This window comes from Marinobacter sp. MDS2, from assembly GCF_030718085.1.
GTDB lineage: Bacteria > Pseudomonadota > Gammaproteobacteria > Pseudomonadales > Oleiphilaceae > Marinobacter.
On record NZ_JAVAJF010000001.1, the window covers coordinates 1,990,220 to 2,013,486 of the forward strand.

Genomic DNA, 23,267 nt, shown 5'->3' on the forward strand with positions numbered 1-23,267 from the left:
GACCTGACAGGAAACCTGGAATGAGTCTGAACAAAACGGCGGTGAGCCATTTTTTTGCCTATGTGTCCCGGCTGCGCTGGATCAAACGCTGGGGCTTGATGCGTAATGCCATTGAAGAAAATGTGGCGACCCACTCGTGGGAAGTGGCCACCATTGCCCATGCGTTGGCGCTGATCCGAAACAGCAAATTTGATGGTCAGGTAAACGCTGATCGCGTTGCGACCGCCGCGCTCTATCACGATGCCACTGAAGTGATTACCGGTGATTAGATCTAAAAAAAATTTGTGTAACACTTGTATTTATTTCTAAATAGATCTATAGTGTAATAACTGTCGGATTCAAAGAGTTATGAACATGGTCAGACAAAGCGCCTTTCTTGCCTGGATTTTCAGAATGCCTCTGATCAAGCGCTGGGGCTTGATGCACTGCGTAAGGCCCGAGAACGTCGCAGAGCATAGTCATCAAGTTGCAGTCATCGCGCATTTGCTGTGCGTGATTAGAAACGAGCGATACGGCGGTAACCTAAATCCAGACAAGGCTGCAACTGTCGCGATCTTTCACGAGGTGTCTGAAACGAAGCTTCAGGATCAGAATCATGTTGTGAAGTACCACAATGCTGAATTCACGGAGCAGTATAAGAAGCTGGAATTGCTGGCTGAGCAGGAATGTATTGACTCGCTTCCTGCTGACTTACAAAAGCACTACAAGCAGCTCGTAATACAAGAAGAGGTTGATTCGGACTATAAGCAAATCGTAAAAGCTGCGGACATCATTTCGGCTTATTTAAAAGTGCTTGATGAGCAAAAGTTCGGGAACGTAGCGGAATTTGAGGGAGTCCGGAAGAGCACAGAAGCTCGGATTGATGCGATCAAGAAAAATTGTCCGGAAGTTCAAGATGTCTTGGATGTTTTTGTGAAGAGCTGCCTCCTTCCAGTTGACGATATATCAAACTAATGGAGGCATTATGAACTATTCGGAGTTCGCTACAGAGTTACGAGCAATCGCAAGGATCAAGCCAGACCGACACGCAGCGACAGCGCTCTTGGAGTTTTGTCAGGCAAAGTTTGGAGATGATCAAATCCCTGCCCAGCTCGGTCTGTGGGAATTTTCCGAATTTGTGGAGATGCTCAGTGCGTCAAAGACAGAAATGCAGGCATACAGTTTTAGTACGGCTTCGCGACGATTCTGTCGAATTATCGAAAGTGACGGAGTTAGGTTCAAGACATCTCCTCAAAACTGGAAGACTCCGCCAAAGCCTGATCGAGACAGCTTTGATTCACTCTCTCGCGAAGACTATGAGAAGCTCTGTGATTATCTCAGCATAGTCATTGATCGAATGAGAGACCGTATTCGACTCGTTACAGAGGCAGAGTCACATACTTTCAAGGGTGAGTTGACTGGAGAAGCTTTTGCGCGGCGTGAAAGGCCTTTTTCGAAGTATCAAGTTACCTTGGTTGATGCTGTATCAGTGCTGTTGGAAGCTTTTCCTGACTTTCCCATCGAGTGCGAAATGGAGGATCTGCTTGAACATGGAAAATACGGCATAAATAGCTCAAAAGTAGATTATGCTGGCATGAATAATGCTGTCAAAGTGTTGCGAAAGCGTTTCACAATGCAGCGAATGAAGTACTTTTTACCCGCCTTGTCTGATGGCCCTGATTTATCCTTTCAGGACGTCGCTGACATTTTGCTGCCATCTGAAGAAGAGGCAGCTGCGATTCGTAAAGCAATTTGCCTGGAAACCGGCTGGTCACCAGATCTCGTTGCCAATATCGATCCTCATGATTTTGCGTTTCAAGAGATTGATCCGACTAGTGACATCGTTTGCATAAAAACATTCAAAGAAAAAGGTACACAGCGTGGCGAGGCTTATACAGAAGCTAAGGTGATGGTCGCCTTGTCAAGCAAATCGAAGCCTGATAGTGCTTATAATTTGATCAAGCTCTGGTTGCAGCGAACCAAGATGCTTAGGAAGACTCAGCTCTTTCGGAAGCTGGTTGATGATCACGGCTTCGAACCCTTTTTCGTTGTCGCCTCGCAGATTACGAACTTGACAAAAAACAACGCTGGTCGTCTTCGGTTTTTGCACCCTAAAGCTGAAAAGGGCCGCAACAATACGGCTCTCAACCGGATCTATAAAAAAACTCTTGGCATAACGCTTGATGAAAGGCAGCTTCGCCCGACCCACTTGTATTTTCGCCTGAAAGATCACGGTGTCCCTTTCGCGCTCATGGTTACACTCTTTGGCCACTCCTACAGCTCCATTACAGATGAAGTCTATCGATCAGGTAAAGCATTTGAGCAGGATCGAAAAGATCGTTTGTCAGCTGCCCTTAACGAAATTGAGGAGTCAATTTCCGATGGAAGCTTTGCTGGTCAATTGATACCGCTAAGAGAACAAAAAACGATGGAGGACAAAGTCTTTACCGTATTCTCCGATCATTCGAATGAAAACCCCATAGCTGTTTGTTCAGACCCCTTCAATCCCTCTTGGCCAGGCCATGATCGTCGCGTTAGTTCCGGAAAACGTTGTAAAGCTTTCAGCAAATGTTTGCTCTGCTCGAAGAGCCGGGTTTTTAGCAACAACCTTCCGTTCGTCGTCGACCGGTATTTGTATCTCGAAAAACTGAGTCGGTCTCTGCGGGAAGATCAGTTTTCCATACATAATGACGAGTACCGTGCGGCTAAACATGTTGTCGAAATGTGGCCCTATCAAGAAGACGTTGAAGATGCAAAGGAACGAACTTTTCTAGAGGGACACATTCTGCCGCCAGTGTTGATGGGAGACGCCCTATGATCATCAAGAATCTCAATGAGGTACAGTCTCTCTATGAAACTGAAGTCGCACCTGGCGTGCGTTTTGGTGAACCCACTTGGCGCATCAATATTGGTCATTCAGAGCACGTTACTTTCAATTTTAGCTCTGTGCTGGACGCTCAGCATGCGCGTAGTTGTGACTATCCTGATCTTATCGATTTTATAAAAATTCTTACGGCTTATACTTTCCCTTCATCCCCGACGAATGAGATGCGGAGTTGGCGTTCATCGTTAGGAATGTTCGCTACGATCCGTCGTTTCGCACAAGATTTTCTGTTCGAAAAATTCTTCGTCGCAAAAAATACCATCAGCCTTATTGATCCCAGTCAGATACGTCAGTTTTTGAATCGGTCTGCTCAGCTCTATGAGCATTCGACGAAGCACCAAGCAATCATACTGTGTGTTCCAAGACTTCTTCGTATCTGGTGTTTCGCGTCTGAACTTGATGCTATGCCCGACTGGTGTCGTGCAAATTTCGTTCTATCCGAGGTTGTGTCCAAAGACGTGGAGGCGGCACAGAGAGCCTTGTGGGAGCGTCAGGAGGATGGTGAAGGCGGTTGGATGCCCCTTACAGCCCATCAGATAAAAATGTCTTACGACGCAGCCCATGACTATCTGTATATTTTTTCTGATGCCATATGTGAAGCGTCTCGATTGATCCTGACCCGACCGCGTTTTGAAGGTGGCCAGCTCATGCCAGTCAGAAAAGATGGCAAAACCAAAAAGCTGTTTAAACAACTTGAGGAATTTGAGGCACCGTTCTTCCCAAATACAGATAACCGTATCTTCGAGTTTATACCGAAGACAAAGTCCGTGAAGTCAAAAGGGTATACGTCCGGTTACCAAGACCGAACCACAATTGATATCGACTCGGTCCGTCCGGAAGTGATCAATCTCAAAAGGGCGTGCATCTTTGTCATTGGGTTGCTCACCGGAATGCGCCGAGCCGAAATAGCTCACTTGAAAACGGGTGCTTTATTCGTTCGTGATGGTGTCTATTACCTTACGATCACTCGTTTCAAGACCGCGTCTGACCCGAAAAAGGGTAAGCGAGACACTATTCCTGTTCCTCCGATTGTTGTCAAAGCAGTTGAGGTACTCGAAAAGCTCTTCGCTCATCAACGTCAAGCAATTGGATCTGATTTCCTACTTTTGTCCGACATCGTTACAAGTAAGCAGTTCGAGAAAATAAAGATATCAACGATCGGCAAAGACGTTCACGCATTTATACTTGAGTCATCGGGCGAGCCGGGACACGCACATCAACTGCGGAAGTCCATCGCTTGGCTGCTGATCTCGAAAGGCGAAGAAAACCTGGATTTAATACGCCAGTTGTTTGGGCATAAAAGCTACGGCATGACGCTGCGTTACGTTATGCGAAATGAACTTCTGAGTGGTTCAGTTATGGAGCTACTAGAAGAGAACTACACCGAAGACCTACAGAAAGCACTGACAAAAATTGCCAACGGAGAAGCTGTTGGTGAACTGGCTGACGCGCTTCGTAGGCGTTCTGCACAGCTATATCCGGGACAGATTCTTGTTTCAGAAGTCGAAGCTTTTGTGCGTGCAAACTTGGAAGCTGGTGTTCCGCTTTTTATCAGCCGAATCCCAATCGGAGGTTTTTGTATCAGTCAGTCAGATTTGAAGGAAAAAAAACCACCTTGCATTGAAGGCACGGACGATGAAAAGCCGAACCCGGAATTTTGCGACTATATAAATTGCCCACATGTGCTTCATACCGATGAGTCAACGAAGAATGTAGAGCGCCAGATCGTTTATTATGAAACGAAGAGATCTTATCTTCCGGAAGACGGCGATGATCGGATAGAACACTATTACGAGTCCAGGATTGAAGAGAATAAATTGCTTCTGGATCGTTTGAGGAAAGATAAACAACGCATTATCGCAAGGGAGGCGGCGAATGCGGATTGATCAAAAAGCCTTTGATAAAGCTGTCAGAGAGCTTGAGAAGAAAGGGGAGATAACAGTTTCTGACTTAGCGGCCAAACTTGGTGTCTCGCGTGGTTGGCTATATGACAATTTCCCCACCGTACGTGAATTGAATCAGCGCTTGACAGACGATGAAGTGATCGAAGTAATTGAGACTCTGCGCGCAGAGAAGCCTTCTGAGCAAATTACAATTGGAGAAATCTCAGCGCGGCTCGGAATCGTTCGTCAGACGTTTAGTCGACGATTTTCTCATCTTAAAAAGTACCTATCGCCAGATGCTGAAGTATTTTCTCCCTCCTCAGCGGAAGAGAGGTTGCTGGTTCAAGTTAAAGGGCTTGAAGAGAAAGTGAAGGCGTTGCAAGAAGAACATGCAGCTGCGTTGTCTAGAAAAGAGGATGAAATATTTTCCCTCTTTATGCGTCGAGATGCTGAAGATTTCGAGACGATGTCGATGCAATCAACAATCAAAAAGTTTCAAAATCAAGTCGAAGAACATGCTGAAGATGCGAAGAAAAAAACTAGAGAAGTCATAGATCTTCGATTGCAATTAGCAAAAGTTAAGAGTCAACAGCCGCAAGGCGGTTGTGAAATAATTAGTCACCTTAAACCGGATTACTCCGCCATTTCAGAAATAGAGAAGCCGTCACTCAAAGATATAAATAAATTTTTCAAAGCTGCTGAGAAAGAAAATTTTGAGCAAGCAGAAGAGATAATTGCTGATCTACGGCCTGACTATGTAGTTCTTTTTCAGCCGTTTTTTTCGTGTGACTATACTTCTATACCTGCACTTCCGAAAAGAGGAAAAGTAGTTCTCGTCGAGTCCAATGTGCCGCTTGCGGACGAACGACAACAGTTCTTATCAAATATTCGCTCAGAAAAAATCATTGGAGTATGTGCACAAACATCTTTAGCCAAGACAAAACTATTTGTTCGCGGTCTTAAAGTCCCGTTCGGCGACGAATTCGTTTCACGGTTGCATGCGAATTCCTTGGTGCCAGTTTTGAAAGATGGTTTTAGTGCAGTAATTGTGTTTGATCCTGGGGTGCTTTAGGTGTCGGAAAAGAAGAAAAATGGCCAGCAAATAGCGAAAGAGACGGTCGCCAGGTTTGATGCTTGGGTAAATCGAATGTCTAACGAAGACTTTTTGGCAATCGAATATCGGGGGAAAATAAAGCGCACAGAAATCATGAGAAACTGTGATTGTGGCCGCCCTGCCCTCACTCAAAACACGAAACTTGAAGCAAGAATTGAAAAAGTAGAAGAGCGTCTTAGGCGAGAGGGGGTCTATCCTCCGAAGCTACCAAGAAAATCTGAGAGTCACAAAGAAAAAAGCTCTGAATTCGGTCGGGATGCTTATAAAGAGATGGATCAAAAAGATCACTTGTCACAGTTGGAGCATGAAAATCTAAGTTTGAAAGCCAAAGTAGAATTTTTGGAAAGAGAGCTTTCTCGATATGAGGAATTGTCAGACTCGCTCTACGAGCTTGGAAATCTGACACGATGATTACGCCGCTCGAAGTTACAGTAAGAATCACGTCGGTCGGATTTCAGACTCGATATAAGTCATCAATGATTGGAGTAGAGGTTGATGACGACGGCTTGAGAAAAGGTGCTAAAAAGCACTTTCTTATTTCAGTTAATCGAAAGCTGCTTCCGTGCGAGCCAGCACAGGGGCAAGTTTGGAAAGTTCGGGGCCGTTCCAGTTCGAGAAAAGTCAACAAGCATGGTCGGGAAATTTTTGAGTCCAGGGTCTCTGCTGATTCAATGGAATTTGTCCTTCCATATGGAGGTGAAGCGTTTATTCGGTTTGTCGCAGACCAACGTGAATTTTCCGGGATTGGCGAAAGAAAAGCTCGAAAACTCTGGAACGAGTTTGGGCCGAAAATTTTCGGTGACATAAAAGACGGCAAACGGGAACGATTCAGAGGAATCCTCAGTGAAGCCTCAATTACCGCGCTTTTCAAAGGATTTGAGAGGTTTAAAGCGCTTGAGTACTCCGAATTTTTTGCAAGGCATGGTATTCCGCAAGGCGTCATGCAACGAATTTTCAGAAAACATGGGGGCAGTATTAAACAGCGAATCGAAGAGGATCCGTTTCGACTGCTGTCCTTCGGTCTGACGTGGTCTGCTGTAGACAATATTGCAAGGAAGAGTTTTGGCGTATCTGAGGACTCTAGTATCCGCTTGTCCGCCGCAATTGAAGCGTCTTTGTTAGAGGAGTCAGGGCGAACAGGTAACACAGTCATTTCACTTGGCGGTTTGCGGAAAGTCTTGAAGAAAAAGCTCAAAACGAACTCGCTGGTGACTCAAGCATTAGGCCAGACTCACTTCACGGGCTCCTTTGCGGTTTCTGACAAAGGTTATCATCCGGCTGGCAGCTTGATCATGGAAAGTGTCATTGCCAAAAGGCTCACCAAGAGGCTTTATGATACGCCAGCAGAGCCAGGTGAAAACCTTATTGCGACTGAGGCCTTCGAGAGTGCGTGCGAAGAGATGGGGATGGGAGTTGATTCAGGGAGAAGCGCCACGGAGCAGCAAGTTAACGCAGTAATTAGTTCTGATCTGTATTACGTGATGGCCATCTCGGGTGGGGCTGGTACTGGTAAAACAACAACGCTGGGACTGATCACAAGAACACTGGGTGCATCAGGTGTTGAAGTGCACTGCATTGCGCTCTCTGGCCGAGCTGCAAAGCGCATGGGTGAAGTCGCGGGTATCAAAGCAAAGACAATAGCTAAGTTTTTGAGATCGCCGCCGTTGCGACCGGAGAAGCGCTCCATCTTGGTCATCGATGAGGCGAGCATGCTCGATACGCCGACGATGTATAAGATCGTGACTCATGTCTCGTCAGATGTACGTCTTCTCTTTGTTGGCGACGTCGACCAACTGCCACCCATCGGCCCGGGTCATGTGTTGCGCGATATAATAGACAGTGGTGTCATCGAAACCATCCAGTTGGATGTCGTAAAGCGACAGAAGGGTGATTCCGCTATACCGAGTTACAGTCGTTCGATCCGCGATGGTGTTGTTCCCCAGGATCTTTCAATCGGTCAAGTTTTTTTCCACCCAGTTGATGATGCGGATCTCAACTCGACGTGCATCGAGTTGATGAGAGCAGACCCGGAATCAAGCATGATTGTTGGCGCGACATACGCCTCTGTCCATGGTGGTATTGATGGGCTGAATCTTCTCGCCCAAGAGACTTTAAATCCTGGTGCAAAAAAATGGGAGTTTGAAGTAGATGGAGTGCGTAAGCATCTGAAAATCTATGCTAATGATCCGGTGATTTTCACACGTAATGACAACGACTCGGACGTGCAGAATGGAACCCTCGGTCGACTTGTGTCTATCGAGCAGCAACCTGGAAGCTATGGTGTCGTTCAAATTGATGGGGGGGAGAGGTTATCAGTCACGCAGGCTCTCTTGGAGTGTGTTGAGCCTGCGTACGCAATCTCCGTGCACAAGGCCCAAGGTTCGCAGTTTAAGCGCGTTATTGTGCCGTTGTCTCCATCGAAGCTTGTTGACCGGAACTGGCTGTATACAGCAGTTACGAGGTCCGAGCAGGAATTGCACATCGTCGGGGCAGAGTCGCGATTTAGTCGAGCTGTAGAGTTTGACAGTGCCTCAAGCAAACGCCAGACCTATCTTAGAGAGCTTCTGATTAAAGAGGGAAAGCTAGATTTGGCCGGGGTGTCCTGAACATGAGTGTTGTCGAGAAACGAGTCGTCAATTATCGCTTCGATGAGCGCGAGTACACGCACTATGTGCTTTACCTTCAGCATAATGATAAAAAGATTCTGCTCTCTCCGATCAATCTTTATCTCAAGCACCATTCCTCGGGAAGTTTAAAAACCTCTGAAAAATACGCGGGAACGCTTGTTCGATTTTTAAACTTTCTTTTTGAGCGTCACAAAGATGATGGAGAAAATTTTTGGCGTTCAGTCACGGAGAAAGATCTACGGGAATGGCAGCAAGAGCAAGTAAGAGAGCGAGATAAAGCGAAAAAAAAGCGCCCCGGGGACAAAACCATTTCTGATAACGCCAACTTCATACACACTGTTTATGCTTGGCTAAAGCAAAAAAACTTTCCCATTTCGATGAAGTTCCAATCGAAAGACTGGAAGTTTGCATTCAAAGACGAAAGTCTCTTGAGGCACTTGCGTCCTCAGGTTTTGTCTAGGAGCACTGATCACGGGAGTATTTCTACTGGAGATCGACGCACTCAGGACGGTAACAAACACGACTTAGTGATTATGTCCCAAAGTGATCAAATTAGGTTAATGTCTGCTTACTCAGATCCCGTCTATGCGGTTTGCTTCCTGCTCTCTCTAGGAACAGGGCTCAGGGAAGAGGGAGTTTCCAAGATGCCTTATGCCGGTATTGGGGATAATATTCACATACGACCTTACCCAGAACTACTTTCTGAAATGAAAGGCAGCAAAACATTCAAGTATACCGTTGTTGAAAAAGGAAAAGAGCGGACACTGGAAGTGCAAATCGACGTTTGGAGAGCGGTCTGCGAAATCTATCTGCCCCTGTATTTTGAACGCAGAAAGCTGCTTAAAAAAAAGCATCCAGAAATTAACCCAGACAGCGTCTTTTTTATAAACCGGCTTGGCAACCCAGTCACACCGAAAAAGATCTCTACGATGACAAATGTCGCCAAAAGGAAGCTCGATAATTTTCCATGGACGTTTCATCATGCCCGCTCCTGGTACGCCACAAAGTACATGATCTCCCACTTAAGCAAAAATAAGATAGATAAGTCATTTTATGACGCATCAGTTGAGGACGGGCTCAGAAAGCAGATCGGTCATAAAGATATCCGGACAACTTATATGTATTACATACGAATGGCGTCACTCGTCCTAGCTAGCGCCAACCACAGAATCGGCCAACATACCTTTCGGGAGCTTCAAGATATATCTGAGTCTGCGATTCAGAGATTTGGTGGTTAAGCGGCTTACTCTATCACTCAGTCACTCATAAGATAAACTAAATTAATGTTTTTCGACTGTTGAGTGACTGACTGATCGCGTGAATGGCGGGTTATTGCTGGGGAGACGATTTGCCGCAAGGCTCGGATGCCGTGCAGAGAATCTCGATGGTAGTAGCCTGGGCGCTGGCCATGCCAAGCGAGCCGGTCGCAGGCATACCGGCAAGCAATAGTGTTTTGGTTATCGTTGAACGGTACATGTGACACTCCTTTGTTGCGGTTGCAACCTGATCCTTTCCGTTGAAGAGTCAGCAGGATGTGTGCCAGATTCCTCGTCACTTGTTTTTTGTGTGTTTTCGGAAGACCTGAAAGCAATGTGTAAAGTTTTTTTGACGGTGTGGTTGCGGCGGCTTCGAAAAGCAGCGGGAGAATAGAAAGAAATGGTGGGCCCAGCTGGACTCGAACCCTTATGTGGTATAAAAAAGGAAGAGATCGGCAACTGTCCGTCCGGTTTTTCTGAGGATAAATGAGCCTAAACAAGGGCTCAGAGGGCGCTTTACCTGATTCTATTAAGATTTTTTCAAATACTGCACCGATGTTGTATTTGAAGTGGTGTTAGGGTTGGCGGTAAACAACCCCTCCTCGCCGGGATGCGGTTTTCAGTTCCACTGAAACCCACGTTGCAGGCTATCTCGTACAGCATGGCATCAAGGAGGTTAAAGGGCTGTAGATCATACGAATCCTTTGCCCTCTGAGTAGTGATTACGACAAACTTTCTGAAGTTTATTTAGATTTACCAGAATCAATATATTCATATATTGCCTTGGACATGTGCTGGTAGCCAGAAACGCTGAGATGAGTATCATTGGGCAGATACAGATCAGTCAACTCTTCTGAGAGAGCCTCGAAAGCCAATTTCAAATTAATGGTTGGAGCTTTCGATTCTTCCATCTTTTTCCAGAAATTATTTTTTGGAAGCACGTCCGGTCTTAATAAAAAACGGCTATACACTGTCGATTTGTCTGGGGTAATTAAGAGAATTGGGGTGAGGCCAATATCTGAAACCTGTTCAGCGTAAAATTCAAAGGATTCAAACGCTAGGTCAATAGCAGTGTCCGTCCATGAAGACTTGTTGGCAATATCATCTTTATAGAATATTAGGTGATCGGACCTCTCACTGGAAAAGTGGGTTGCCCTGTCCAGCTTGGCAACATGCACATCGCCCTGACTCCAGAAGTCTCTACTTGTTATACTTTTTAACTGTTCATAAATGAACACTTTTCCTAGAAAAGAAAAGTCCGAGATATAGCCTTCGCTTGCTCTCTGTGGAGAAGTTTTCCCTTCCATAACTTTTCTCGGTGTGAGCGTGCGAGGATTCTGGCAGTCGTCTTCGCCTAGAGGGCGCAGTGCCTTCATTCTTGCCACTGCGTGCCGCTCCACGGATTGGATGATGATGGTGTTCAGCATTGGATACTCTGCAATGGCGGCTTTAATCGAACAATATGGGGACCTTAAGAAATTGTTCCAAGGTATAGTTACGCTGCCAAGTCCTGAAAGCTCTTTCAGGCTCGATTGCCAAACATTGCCCATGGAAAAGGAGTCACCAATAACCAATATTTCCGGATCAGTCATCGGGGTTTGAAAAACCTTTTGTACGGGTTGTGGGTCATTCCAGCCATAATAGTTCTCTGCGAGATAACCTAGTCGGGTTAGGTCACCACTCAGTGGCTGGTAATACATCGTTAGAGAACCAAAAAGTAAAAGTAGAGCCGTAGACGTTGAAAAAAAGTACTTGAGATAGGCCATAAGTTAGAAATTAAAGTAGAGGAAAGGGCTGACTGACGAGAGCTGGCCAATCGACCAGACAAAGATAACTGCCAACAATATTGCCATTGCACGTGATTGTCGCCATGCGAAACCCGTCGGTGTGAGACTTTTCAGATCGGAGCTAACAACTGGCCGAGTCCGATTCATAAACTGCGGAACATTGGGCAAAGCAAGCGCGATGAAGGACAAGATAGCGATCCACGTTATTCCAGCAATAGGCGATCCAAAAACATTATTCCTCCACATTCCAGCAGAAATTATGCCTTTTTCTGCAATGCCAGGCGCAATGGCCGTTATTCGAGAAAGTAGGGTATCAGGCAAAGCGATGCCATTTAACCCAAACATAGATTTGAGTATTCGGCCTGCGCTCCCAATGCTTTCAGCACGGAATGGTACCCAAGCAACGACTACTGCAAGCATCGTAAGAGCCCATGCTAGCACGTGTGTTAATGGTGAATACCTCCGAGCCGGAAAAGCCTTCCTGAAAAGGTGGTTAGCAATCAAATAAACCCCATGCAAACCACCCCATAAAAGAAATGTCCATCCTGCGCCGTGCCAAAGCCCTCCTAACAGCATAGTAATCATAAGGTTAGTTAGACGGCGAGACTCCCCTTTCCGATTTCCACCGAGAGGTATATACAGGTAATCACGCAAAAACGTCGACAAGGTGATGTGCCAACGCCGCCAGAAATCAATAATATTCGTGGACTTGTATGGTGAATTAAAATTTAGAGGGAGCCTGACGCCGAACATCCGCGCCAGTCCGATTGCCATGTCCGAATAGCCTGAGAAGTCAAAATAAAGCTGAAGCGTATAGGCGAGAGAGCCTCCCCAAGCTTCGAAGATAGTAAGCTCAACCCCTCTTTCTGCTGCACTAAAGACTGGCGTAGCATAGATAGCTACGCCATCAGCAAGGACCACCTTTTTGAATAAGCCGAGTGTGAAAATCGTGATGCCCACAGCCAAATGGCTAGCCCGGAGCCGGTATAAAGAATCATGGGAGAACTGCGGAAGCATCTGTTTGTGATGAACGATGGGGCCAGCAATCAACTGAGGGAAAAAGGTGACAAAGAGGGCATAGTGAAGAAATCGATATTCTTGGGTCTCACCGCGGTACGCATCTACAAGGTAGGCAATCTGTTGGAAGGTAAAAAACGATATAGCGAGTGGCAGAATAATTGATTCCAGAACAAAGTCCGTTCCAACAAGATTGTTGAGATTATCTACAAAAAAGTTGGCGTACTTAAAGTAGGCTAGCAGCCCAAGGTTGACTGCAATTCCCAGAGTAAGCGTAACCTTTTTAGGTCGAGAGTTAAGCGCGATTCCGACTCCATAGTTGAACAGCATCGAGCCCAAAATTAACCCAAGGTAGGCGGGGTTCCACCAGCCATAGAAGAACAGTGATGCACCTACAAGCCACGCGAGCGCGACGCGGTGCCTGCCACGCGATCCTATAAAATGAAACCCCAGTAGTGTTACCGGAAGAAATAAAAAGATGAAGATAAAACTATTGAAGAGCATTCTTTTTTTTCAGCCTTTGGATCCATTGCTAGCGTACTGCTACGGCTTTTCCGAAGCGGGCTAGTATACTAACTATATGGGTGGGCTGAAACTAACGTTTTGGGCCGCGTAACCCAATAAAATAGGCAACATGGTGAGCAGCAGCTTGGGTTGTAGAGCTGAGGCTCTCAATTTACTTCGTTCGCGGACGGTAAATCATAGCACATAGTAGACCATTTGAAGCAATATGCTTCGCTCTAGGGAAGATCTGAATAACCGCTGATTTTTGCTGATCTTGGTTTTAGCCGGCAAAAAACCGAAGATTCAGACGCTATTCTCCCGTTATTTGTGTGTTTTTTGTCTATTTTCCGCCATTTTGTCGGAAAGCAGAACAGGCGCACTAACCCTACGCCAGCAGGTATTTTTCACCAGTCAGCAGGTTGCTGAACGCGGCCCGAAAATGGAGCCAGTTGTTGTTCTTGGCAAGACCGCGATAGCGGACCTTGCTATAGCCGAACACCTGCTTGATGTACCGGAAAGGATGATCGACCTTGGCTCGAATGCTGGCTTTGATTTTATCGGCATCCTGTTTCTTCCGGGTGCCAGGGCGTTTGGCAATGAACCAGGAGGCGTCTTCGAGGTGCTTATGCTCATCCCGCTTTTGAATGCCCAGGTAACCGGCGTCGCCGAAGGCTCGTTGCTCTTCACCGTGCAGCAGCTTGTCGGTGAGTACGATGTCGTGAACGTTGGCAGCGGTGGTATCAATGCCATGAATCAGGCCCAGCGTGTCGTCGACACCAATGTGCCTCTTCATGCCGAATTGCCACTCGTTGCCTTTCCTGGTCTGGTGCATCTCCGGATCGCGCTTGCCAGCCTGGTTCTTTGTAGAGCTGGGAGCAGAGATAATGGTCGCATCTAGGATGCTGCCTTCGCGCAGCATCAGACCAGCGAAGTGCCGCATGGACTCGATCTCGTACAGAGCGTCTTCCATGGCCGGGTCGCTCAGGTTATAGAACAGCTGCATACAATGAACCCGCAGCATGGCAGGCAGCGGATAGGGAGGCCGTCCGTTCTGGCCCTTGGGGTGATAACGGGCCACCTTCTTTTCCAACTACTTCCAGGGAATCAGCTTGTCCATCCGTTCCAGAAAAATCTCGCGGCGGGTCTTACGCCTCTTGGTCTGGTACTCGGCTTCGGAGAAGGTGATTTGATCCATGGTGGCAACGAATCCTATGCGGTTGTCGATGGCCGTATTATCGCTGATTTTGAGACTTATTCAGAGTCTCCCTCGTCAGGCTTGTCTATGAAAGTACAACCAAAAGACCTACAAACACGCGATAGACTCACAGATTGAAGCCGACACAGAGAGTTTCACTTCGGTTGGGTTTGGCGACAGCCGCTCTAGCTATATCTTGATCCCCGACTATTAAACACAGCTTCTTAGACTTGGTGAGAGCTGTATAAATCATACTCCGTTCAATGAATTTACTTTGCACAATAGAGCAGATGATAGTCTCATTGTATTCGCTACCCTGCGATTTATGGACAGTGATGGCATAAGCTAGCTGAATTCCTAGTGTCCAAAGATCGGAGCAGTTGAATTCGTAAAGCCTTTCAGCAAAAGAAAATTTTGCTACTAGCTGGCCCTCCTCTTCTACCAAATCTTCCATGATGCCAGTGTTCCCGTTGTATAAATCATGCTCATAGCTGTTCTGAGTAACGATTACCGGATCTCCAACCTTTATCCAGTAAGCGCCCATTTTTATGCCCTGCCGATGAAAAGCTTCTTCGAAATCTTCTCCCTGCATATTCCGGCCCATCGTGACCGCTCATTCCGTTTTATCGTGACCGATTTCGGGCGTTTTTCCGGAATCGCCGGTCACGTTCCTCCGGAATCACTGCCAACACGCTGGAATTCTTTAACTTTATCCGGCATACCCGTTTCTTTTTCATCACGAGGACCTTCGTGACCTAATACAAGGGAAAGTAGATAAGATTTTAGAGCGATCACAGGCCTAGATCGCCACATTTAACGATGGACAATTAGAAAATGGTGATCGTGCGGCTCAGGCCAGTGTAAACATCCCTGTTTCAGTTGCACCGCTGATTAGAGTTTCCTTTATAACTGCTCTACGTTTGTCACCGAGCTGCAACAAACTGCAAAACAAACCATCATGCATCAACAAGTTCGTCCAGTAACGATCTGATTGCACCGATACGTCCAGATAGCTCCAAATATTTTGCATTGAGTGAAGCGGTTTTTTTCTCAAGAGCTGCGGCCAAAGGCGGCATTTCATCTGCTAGATCCTGAGTTTCCTTGATCGATCCCATAAGCATTTGAGTCGTTCGGCGATATACCTCAATTTTATACTTTAAGTCGTCGATTCGTTTCGTTTCCAAAGGTTCTTGTAGGGGGCGATGAAAAGGCTCTGGTACGATGCTGACTGGGCATTCTCCAAAGTGCTGGCTAATCTCATAAACCTTTCCCTCACAGCTATCTGAGCGCTCTAAGGTTCTCACCAATCCATAGCTTCGTAACTTTTCCATCTCCGTATATACGTACCACCAAAGGTCTTTTTTCGGGGGTCTTACATTTTCTGAAATGCTATTAGTGTATTGATTTCGAATCCGGATCAACTCGAATCGATTGCCAGCCGCTTCTGAGAGGATTTCGTGGAGGATCCTATCCATAGTTGGGGCGTTCTCGGACATATTCTTCCTCACCACTGACAATTTCGACATTGCTCAAATGGGTATTATATGCCGTGGTCTATTTAACTCAAGAGATTGATAGTTTGGGCCTCAGTCAGAGGCACCTATGGATACAGTTCGACTAGAGTTTGGTAAAAACCTCAGGAAAATCAGAAAGCTCAGAGGGTTTTCGCAGGAGCAACTCGCTTACACCGCTGGTATTGACCGAAGTTACATTGGGAAGGTCGAACGCGGACAGGTCAATCTCACCATCGAAAAGCTGTATATTTTGGCTGGCACTCTTGACTGCTCACCGAAAGATTTGGTTCCGGACTTGAGCAGGATGGGAACTGATGGCTCAAAACCAAGAACCTAGAGTGATCGTCTCCAAGCCCGACGTGTGTTACTAGGAATCTGCTCGTTGAGGTTGCTTTGGTAATATCTACTTCTCGGATTCAGATCTTGCTAGGGTGGCCCTCGACACTTGTAACGCGTATTTCTATATACGTTGTTGACAGGTGTAACATGGACGCTTTATGCGAACATTTCTGACAAATGTTCCAGTGTTTCGGTTAAAAGCATTCGAATCTCGGTCGGAGGCCTACTGTGGGGGGGGTTCGACAGATTGTTACTCAGTCACTCACTCAGGCAGTATTAGATATAAGGGCGATATGCCGACCCCGGTGAAGTACCACTCGAAAGTGATGCGGGAGGTGTTCGGCGACATTGAACACAAAGCCGAAGCCGAGTTATTGGCGTTGTTGCCCGGTGAGTTGCAGGATGCCTTTGCGCCCTACCTGCGCGAGTCCCAGTGGACTGAAGAAGAGCAAGAGTTGATCAAATCCGCCGACCGGTTGTCGGCGCTGTTGAAGTGTCGGGCTGAAATCCAGACCGGTAACAAAGAGTTCGAGCCGGCAGCCGAGCAGATACTCCGCCGCCTGCAAGAAGACGCGTCACCCGAGGTGAAGTACTTCCTTGAGGTATTCGCGCCCAGTTACGAGCGCCCGCTGGACCACCTGTTGGGTTAGCGAGCGCCGGGTTACGTTCAGTTGGTGCCGGCTGAGGCAACCATGCCGCTGCGCAAGCTATCACGCACGGCATCTTCGGGGCTGCCGGCCAACTCGCGGAACATGCCCATAGAGCCCAACAGTGCGGTCGATTCATAAGGCACGAATACGCGCTCGCCGTCTTGGGCCATGGTTGGCAAGGCTTTGATGTAGCTTTGGCCGAGCAGGTAGCCCACTACCGTGCGTTTGTTTTCCTCGTTCTCGCCGATGGCATTCAGCACCAAACGGATGGATTCCTGCTCACCTTGTGCGCGCAGGATGGCGGATTCCTTGTCACCTTGGGCGTTCAGGATCGCGGATTCACGCTGGCCCTGAGCCATGGCAATGGCTGCGGCTTTTTCGCCCTCGGCTTCCGTCACTGTGGCCCGACGCTTGCGTTCAGCGGCCATCTGCAGACGCATGGCCTCTTCTACTTCTTCCGGCATGCTGATGTCTTGCACTTCCACACGCGTGAGTTTCACGCCCCACTTCGATGCAGCTTCTTCCATTTCCGCCTGAATGGCGCTGTTCACTTCGCTGCGGGACTCAAACAGCTTATCCAGCTCCATTTTGCCGACCACGGAACGCAGCGTGGTTTTGGCCAGCACTTCCACCGCCTGGCTCATGTTGGCGACCTCGTATACGGCGCGGCGAGGATCGATGATCTGGTAGTAGAGCGCGCCGTTGATTTTCACGGTCACGTTGTCGGTGGTGACCACCGGCTGGCCGGGGAAATCCATTACGGTTTCGCGGCGGTCGATGCGAATTTCATCGCTGGTCACCGGATGGTATTCCTCGCCCATGCGCATGTAACGAATCATGCTGATCGGGCGGGGCTTTTCGATAAACGGGATGATGATGTTGATGCCGCTCTCGAGCACGCGGTTAAACGAGCCCAGCCGCTCGATCACCATGACTTCGGATTGGCGAATGATCACCAGACCCTTGGCTATAATAAAAATGCCAACAGCGACAATAATTAAGCTGATAACCAGCCCCGGAGTGATGAATGCTTCCATGTTTAACCTTCCTGTTTGGGTTGAGCCAGGTGCACGATGGCGGTGGTGCCATCAAATTTGTCGAAAACTACTACAGTGCCTTCCGGCAAGTCGGGGCTGTTTCCATCCGCGAACTTCAGACGGTAGAAGTCGCCGTTGATCTTGATACCGGTGGCGCCATCGAAATCGCGCAGCAGCGTTTGATAGGTTTTGCCGTGTTCTACACCGGTTCCGGTGGTGCCGTAGGCCACGCCTTTGGGCGAGAAGCGAGGGCGTATCCAGCGGATCGCCACAGGCACCAGAATGCCGGACATGACACCCATGGTGACCAGTTGCCACTCAAACGGTGCGCCCAGAAAAGACACCAGTGCCGTCAGCGCGGCCGCAATGCCCAGAGCCAACAGCAGCAGCACGCCGGAGGTGAGCTCGGCAAGGCAGAGAACCAAAGCCAGAATCAGCCATAAGTGGGTGAGACTCCATTCCATAATCAATTCCAAGCGAAGAGCATGAATTCAGAAGAGCCTTGATTGTAACCAAAGGATTTCCTGACGTCTCTGACAGCTTGCACACATTGAAGTTAGGTCGTTTAGCTAAAGTGACCTGCGCCGGTTCATACAAGTGAGCGGTTGCGAAACTGTTAGGGAAAACGGGGCGCCGTGTTTTATAGTCAAGTCATGGGCGATAATAATTAAAAGCCTGATTTAGGCCAGCATTAGTATGGATATGTTAAACCACCCCGATTTGGGCAAGGCGCTGACGCACAGTCGCTCAGGGCTGAGGGATGACCACCGCCGATCACTCGCCAGGTTTCTGTTCTGGGTGACCGGGTTGTCACTCATGGTATTTGCCACTCTCCAGCTGTTCAGTGGCTACCCATGGGTGTCGGCTGTCGAAGTTGTTTTTGGCACCTTGGCGTTTGTCGGTGTCGCCCGAATCAACCACACACCGCACTTTGAGCGCTGGGTTTACGGCTACCTGCTCACCCTGTTCTCGTTTTTCATTGTCATCATGTTATTGCCGGATGCCTCGATGGCGGCGTTCGTGTGGGTATTGATGATGCCCGTGCTTGCGTACCTGTTGCTGGGCAGGCGCGAAGGCATGATTTTGAGCGTGCCGTTCATGCTCCTGGGCTGCATCGTGTACTTCATTTTCCTCGGTGGCGTACCGGGGCTTAGCACCGCCGATTTCGTGATTGATTTTCTGAACATGGTGCTTTGTGGCAGCCTGATGCAGGTGTTCATGCACATGTATGAAATCCGGCGCGAGGAAGCCGAACAGCGTTTGATAGAGGTGGCTCAGACCGATGCCCTGACCGGGCTGGCGAATCGCGGTAATTTCCAGTCCACCCTGATCCGAACCATCGCCGAAAGCGAGCGCAGCAACGCGGCCTTTGCGCTCGTGATGATGGATATTGATCACTTTAAAGTCATCAACGACAGCCATGGCCATGAAGCCGGCGATTATGTGTTGCAGGAAATCGGTCAGTGCTTGCAGGAAAGGTTACGTGCTACCGACTTCGTGGGTCGCTTGGGGGGTGAAGAGTTCGGCCTGATCCTGAGGGATGTGCAGCCGGTAGCCGCTTATGAGCTGATTGAAGAACTCCGCCAGCGTATTGCCGCTCGAAAAATGCACCTCGGTGGTTCTGATTTTTCAGTCACCGCTACGTTTGGCATGGCGCAATGGCCAGAAGATGGCCGGCAAGCCGACATCCTGTTCTCGGTGGCCGATCAGCACCTCTATCGGGGAAAACGGGCGGGTCGGAATCAAGTTGCCACGTCCTTTGACCCATTGACCTCGCAATCGAACGACGCAGCGGCTGGAGGTGAGGGCTGAATACGGTATGCTTACGCCGACCGTTTATATTGCTCGAGGAATTACCGAACCATGTGTGAACTGCTGGCCATGAGCGCCAACACCCCGACAGACCTGTGTTTCAGTTTTACCGGTCTTACTCGGCGGGGGGGTGAAACCGGGCCTCACAAAGACGGTTGGGGCGTGGCCTTTTACGAAGGCAAAGGCATCCGCTGCTTCCACGACTCCGACGCCAGTGCCAGTTCGCGTCTTGCCGAAGTGGTACAAACTCATCCCATCAAGAGTGAAGTGGCCCTTTGCCACATTCGGCAAGCCAATGTGGGCGAGATTTGCCTCGCCAATACCCATCCGTTTATCCGCGAACTCTGGGGCCGTTACTGGGTATGCGCACACAATGGCCAGCTCACCGGTTTTCGTGCGCCGGAGGGCTTTTACGAGCCGGTCGGCAGCACCGACAGCGAAGCGCTGTTTTGCGACATGCTTAACCACCTGCGCAGCCACTGCCACCGGGATGACAGTCTGGAACAGATGGTTGAGCAGCTGGTCATATTGTCTTCACAATACGCCAGCCAAGGCGTGTTTAATCTGTTGCTGAGCAACGGCGACTGGCTGTTCACCTATTGCACCACTAAAATGGCCAGCATTACTCGCCGGGCGCCGTTCGGCCCCGCACGCCTGAAAGACACCGATGTAACCATCGACTTTGAAGCGGAAACCACCCCGAACGACGTGGTCAGCGTGATCGTCACCGAGCCGTTAACCACCGATGAAAAGTGGGACATCTACCAGCCCGGGGAGTGGCGTTTGTGGCGTCAGGGTGAGGTGGTCATGAGAGGTGGAGCAGACTAATTAGGGGTTGTTTGAGAGAACTCATCTGAAGCACATATCCGGGAGGATGCAGACAAACATGATAGAAACCGGCAATACCCACAGTAAGATTATTGGTTACCTGCTCTGGATATTCGGCTTTTTGGGTTCACACCGGTTTTATTACGGTAAGCCCATTACCGGCACTATCTGGTTTTTCACGCTGGGTTTGTTTTTTATTGGCTGGATTATCGATTTGTTCCTGATCCCTGCAATGGACCGGGAGGCCGACAGTCGATTCCAGCAAGGTCAAACCGATTACAACATTTGCTGGATACTGCTCACCTTTCTGGGCGTATTTGGCGTGCACCGCATGTACATGGGCAAGTGGATAACCGGCATTATCTACCTGTTTACCGGCGGGCTGTTCTTCATTGGTGTGCTGTACGATTTCTGGACTTTGAACAGCCAGATTTCCGAGCGCAACAGCGAAGTCCGTTTCGGTTAAAAACGCATTGAAGGCCGCGCCCTAGGGGTGCGGTCCCCGCAAGGATTTCACTCTATCTTCCAGAGCTTGAGCGTTGGCATCTTCCGGTTGCACGGGCTGGCCAGCAAGAAGATGAATGCGTGACCAGAAGCGTTTGGGTAAGTGCGTCAGTGCCGGCCCGCCGCAATGACTGAAAAAGCTGCCCCACAGCCCCCGAAGCGCAAGCGGCACCACCGGCACCGGCCGGCGCTGCAAGATCAGCTCAACGCCGGATTTGAACGCCGCGACTTCGCCGTCCGAGGTCAGCCGACCTTCTGGGAAAATACACACCACGTTACCGGCCGCCAGTTCCTCATCGATCCGTTCAAACGCCGCTTCGTAGATCTCTGGTACTTTCGCTTTCGGGCCGATGGGGATGGTTTTGGCCATCCGGAAGAAAGTGCCCAGCACCGGTGTCGAAAAAATGTGGTGATCCATCACGAAGCGAATCGGCCGTTTGACCGCCCCGGCGATTACCGGTGCGTCCATGTAGGACACGTGATTACACACCAACAGCACGGGCCCTTCTTCGGGAATGCGGTCCAGATCGTGATGTTTCACCCGGTAGATCGTGTGCGACATCATCCAGATCACGAAACGCAGCGCAAACTCCGGCACCTGTTGGTACACGAAGGCCGCGACAATAAGGTTCATGATCGACAGCACCAAGAAGAATTCCGGAATACTGAGCCCGATCACACCGAGCACCAGCATGCCTAACAGTGCGCTGGCCACCATAAACAAGGCGTTGAACACATTGAGCGCGGCAATCACTCGGGCCCGGGTTTCCGGTGGGGTTTCCTGCTGCACAAAGGCATACAGCGGCACGATAAACAGGCCGCCCGAGACACCGATACCCAGCAAATCCAGCGCGACCCGGCGGTAACTGCTGTCGGTAAAGATCATCCACCAGTCCGAAGGGACGGGCTGCGCCGGCATATTCAGGTAAAGGTCAATACCGAAGACGCTCAGCCCCAATGAGCCGATGGGGACAATGCCCAGCTCCACCTTGTGGCCGGACATGCGCTCACAAACCATGGAGCCCACCGCAATCCCGACCGTAAAAATGGCCAACAAGACCGTGACCACGGTTTCATCACCCAGCAGCTCATCCTTCGCAAAGCCGGGGAACTGAGTCAGGTAGGCCGCGCCTAGAAACCAGAACCAGGAAATCGCCACCACGCTCAACAGCACGTTGTGGTTCTCTTTGGCGATGGCCATCAGCTTCCAGGTTTCTTTCAATGGGCTGAAATTGATCTTCAGGTCTGGCGCAGCCGCTTCGGCCTTGGGAATTTTCAAGGCGGAAAACAGCCCCAAACCCGCCACCACCAACACCGCGATGGCGATCATCGGCCCCGGCAAGGGGGCTTTCATCATCACCCCGGCCACCAACGTGCCGAGCAGAATCGCGACGAACGTGCCCATCTCCACCAGCGCGTTACCACCGACCAATTCGGAGTTATCCAAAGCCTGCGGAAGAATCGCGTATTTAACCGGGCCAAAAAACGCCGACTGAACCCCCATCAGGAACAACAGCAGCAACAACATTTCATGCCAGCCGAACCACAGCCCGACCGCGGCCACCGCCATGATGGCAACCTCTGCGAACTTGACCCAGCGAATAATGCCCGACTTCTCGTAACGGTCGGCAATCTGGCCTGCGACGGCGGAGAACAGGAAAAAAGGCAGGATAAACAGCATGGCCGCCAGATTGACCACCACGCTGGAAGAAAGACCAAACAGGCCGCCGGCGTTGTAGGTCACCAGTAGCAAAAGCGCGTTCTTGAACAGATTGTCGTTAAACGCACCGGCAAACTGGGTAACAAAAAACGGTGCAAACCGCCGTTCCGACAACAAACGAAACTGGCTGTGATCTTCCATAACCTGGGGCACTCCGAATCCGCGGGGGTTTGCCGCAGACTATACGCGGCACCCCACCCGGTCAAGCGCCTTGAAATGCCCGCATCAGGCCGCCTGGAACTCTGCGCGACCGGCCGAAACAGGAAGCTCCAACAGAATTCGATCACCGTCCAGCAACACCGGGTAAGTCGTTAACTGCACGCTGTCGTCCTCGAGACAAACCCCGGTGCGCAAACTGAAATGCTGCTTATACAGCGGCGAAGCCACCACCGGCTCACCGTCCACATCTCCGGTAATCCCCCGCGCTAGCACGTTTGATCCACTGAACGGATCGGTATGGCAAACCGCAAACAGCGCGGGTAACCGATGCGGCAGATAAAACACCGCGACTGGCCCGGCCTGCGTCCAAACCGCAATGCCGGAATCCGGCACCAGGTCTTCCACCGTACAAACTACATCCCAACGGGTTTGAGCTTTCATAGATGTTCTCCAATTAT

The 23,267-nt window shown here is 49.3% G+C and carries 21 protein-coding genes and 2 pseudogenes; 13 read left to right on the top strand and 10 right to left on the bottom strand.

The annotated features are described in order from the left end of the window. Positions 1–20: 20 nt before the first annotated feature. The 8 genes and pseudogenes from yfbR (Q9245_RS09335) to Q9245_RS09370 all read left to right on the top strand — a co-directional run. A pseudogene (gene yfbR, locus Q9245_RS09335) lies at positions 21–266 on the top strand (5'-deoxynucleotidase); the annotation flags it as partial. 88 nt (positions 267–354) lie between these two features. Continuing rightward, positions 355–954, top strand: a complete 600-nt coding sequence (yfbR, locus tag Q9245_RS09340) for a 5'-deoxynucleotidase (RefSeq protein ID WP_305896872.1) — start codon at positions 355–357, stop codon at positions 952–954. 10 nt (positions 955–964) lie between these two features. Then, the gene (locus tag Q9245_RS09345; protein ID WP_305896873.1) at positions 965–2,797 is read left to right on the top strand and encodes a hypothetical protein; all 1,833 of its coding nucleotides are present in this window, start codon (positions 965–967) and stop codon (positions 2,795–2,797) included. Continuing rightward, a complete protein-coding gene (locus Q9245_RS09350; RefSeq protein ID WP_305896874.1) occupies positions 2,794–4,749 on the top strand; it encodes a site-specific integrase in 1,956 nt (651 codons plus the stop codon). Before Q9245_RS09345 ends, Q9245_RS09350 begins: the two co-directional genes overlap by 4 nt. Next, positions 4,739–5,818 (top strand): TetR/AcrR family transcriptional regulator, encoded by a 1,080-nt coding sequence (locus Q9245_RS09355; protein WP_305896875.1) that lies wholly within the window; start codon positions 4,739–4,741, stop codon positions 5,816–5,818. The genes Q9245_RS09350 and Q9245_RS09355 overlap by 11 nt, the downstream gene beginning before the upstream one ends. Then, positions 5,819–6,271 carry a VPA1267 family protein gene (locus Q9245_RS09360; RefSeq protein ID WP_305896876.1) on the top strand — a complete coding sequence of 151 codons (453 nt, stop codon included), beginning with the start codon at positions 5,819–5,821 and terminating at the stop codon, positions 6,269–6,271. Then, on the top strand, positions 6,268–8,466 hold the full coding sequence (locus Q9245_RS09365; RefSeq protein ID WP_305896877.1) for an AAA family ATPase: 2,199 nt from the start codon (positions 6,268–6,270) through the stop codon (positions 8,464–8,466). The genes Q9245_RS09360 and Q9245_RS09365 overlap by 4 nt, the downstream gene beginning before the upstream one ends. A 2-nt stretch (positions 8,467–8,468) precedes the next feature. Next, a complete protein-coding gene (locus Q9245_RS09370) occupies positions 8,469–9,725 on the top strand; it encodes a hypothetical protein (RefSeq protein ID WP_305896878.1) in 1,257 nt (418 codons plus the stop codon). 91 nt (positions 9,726–9,816) lie between these two features. Here Q9245_RS09370 and Q9245_RS09375 read toward each other — a convergent pair whose 3' ends face one another. From Q9245_RS09375 to Q9245_RS09400, 6 genes and pseudogenes are all read right to left on the bottom strand, one after another. Further along, positions 9,817–9,963, bottom strand: a complete 147-nt coding sequence (locus tag Q9245_RS09375) for a hypothetical protein (RefSeq protein ID WP_305896879.1) — start codon at positions 9,961–9,963, stop codon at positions 9,817–9,819. Positions 9,964–10,486: 523 nt separating this feature from the next. Next, a complete protein-coding gene (locus tag Q9245_RS09380; protein WP_305896880.1) occupies positions 10,487–11,443 on the bottom strand; it encodes a hypothetical protein in 957 nt (318 codons plus the stop codon). A gap of 69 nt (positions 11,444–11,512) precedes the next feature. Next, positions 11,513–13,051 (bottom strand): MBOAT family protein, encoded by a 1,539-nt coding sequence (locus Q9245_RS09385; RefSeq protein ID WP_305896881.1) that lies wholly within the window; start codon positions 13,049–13,051, stop codon positions 11,513–11,515. Positions 13,052–13,436: 385 nt separating this feature from the next. After that, positions 13,437–14,246, bottom strand: a pseudogene (locus tag Q9245_RS09390) (IS5 family transposase). A gap of 127 nt (positions 14,247–14,373) precedes the next feature. After that, positions 14,374–14,838, bottom strand: a complete 465-nt coding sequence (locus Q9245_RS09395; RefSeq protein ID WP_305896882.1) for an ATP-binding domain-containing protein — start codon at positions 14,836–14,838, stop codon at positions 14,374–14,376. 364 nt (positions 14,839–15,202) lie between these two features. After that, on the bottom strand, positions 15,203–15,742 hold the full coding sequence (locus Q9245_RS09400) for a hypothetical protein (protein ID WP_305896883.1): 540 nt from the start codon (positions 15,740–15,742) through the stop codon (positions 15,203–15,205). Positions 15,743–15,848: 106 nt separating this feature from the next. Between Q9245_RS09400 and Q9245_RS09405 the strand changes: the two genes are divergently transcribed. Then, entirely contained in the window at positions 15,849–16,097 is a 249-nt protein-coding gene (locus tag Q9245_RS09405) for a helix-turn-helix domain-containing protein (RefSeq protein ID WP_305896884.1), read from the top strand. 160 nt (positions 16,098–16,257) lie between these two features. Beyond that, the gene (yfbR, locus tag Q9245_RS09410) at positions 16,258–16,749 is read left to right on the top strand and encodes a 5'-deoxynucleotidase (protein ID WP_305896885.1); all 492 of its coding nucleotides are present in this window, start codon (positions 16,258–16,260) and stop codon (positions 16,747–16,749) included. Between the two features lie 17 nt (positions 16,750–16,766). Here yfbR (Q9245_RS09410) and Q9245_RS09415 read toward each other — a convergent pair whose 3' ends face one another. Further along, positions 16,767–17,786 carry an SPFH domain-containing protein gene (locus Q9245_RS09415; RefSeq protein ID WP_305896886.1) on the bottom strand — a complete coding sequence of 340 codons (1,020 nt, stop codon included), beginning with the start codon at positions 17,784–17,786 and terminating at the stop codon, positions 16,767–16,769. 2 nt (positions 17,787–17,788) lie between these two features. Next, on the bottom strand, positions 17,789–18,250 hold the full coding sequence (locus Q9245_RS09420; protein ID WP_305896887.1) for an NfeD family protein: 462 nt from the start codon (positions 18,248–18,250) through the stop codon (positions 17,789–17,791). Positions 18,251–18,482: 232 nt separating this feature from the next. Between Q9245_RS09420 and Q9245_RS09425 the strand changes: the two genes are divergently transcribed. Genes Q9245_RS09425 through Q9245_RS09435 form a run of 3 tightly spaced genes read left to right on the top strand, consistent with a single transcriptional unit; the run spans position 18,483 to position 20,892 of the window. Further along, positions 18,483–19,598 carry a diguanylate cyclase gene (locus Q9245_RS09425; protein ID WP_305896888.1) on the top strand — a complete coding sequence of 372 codons (1,116 nt, stop codon included), beginning with the start codon at positions 18,483–18,485 and terminating at the stop codon, positions 19,596–19,598. A gap of 51 nt (positions 19,599–19,649) precedes the next feature. After that, on the top strand, positions 19,650–20,426 hold the full coding sequence (locus tag Q9245_RS09430) for a class II glutamine amidotransferase (protein ID WP_305896889.1): 777 nt from the start codon (positions 19,650–19,652) through the stop codon (positions 20,424–20,426). 58 nt (positions 20,427–20,484) lie between these two features. Further along, positions 20,485–20,892 carry a TM2 domain-containing protein gene (locus Q9245_RS09435; protein WP_305896890.1) on the top strand — a complete coding sequence of 136 codons (408 nt, stop codon included), beginning with the start codon at positions 20,485–20,487 and terminating at the stop codon, positions 20,890–20,892. A 21-nt stretch (positions 20,893–20,913) separates the two neighbouring features. Here the strand turns inward: Q9245_RS09435 and Q9245_RS09440 are convergent, their stop codons facing one another. Then, positions 20,914–22,791, bottom strand: a complete 1,878-nt coding sequence (locus tag Q9245_RS09440; RefSeq protein WP_305896891.1) for an MFS transporter — start codon at positions 22,789–22,791, stop codon at positions 20,914–20,916. Positions 22,792–22,875: 84 nt separating this feature from the next. Then, positions 22,876–23,250, bottom strand: coding sequence for a nitrite reductase small subunit NirD (gene nirD, locus Q9245_RS09445; RefSeq protein WP_305896892.1), 375 nt, complete (start codon positions 23,248–23,250; stop codon positions 22,876–22,878). Positions 23,251–23,267: the final 17 nt, after the last annotated feature.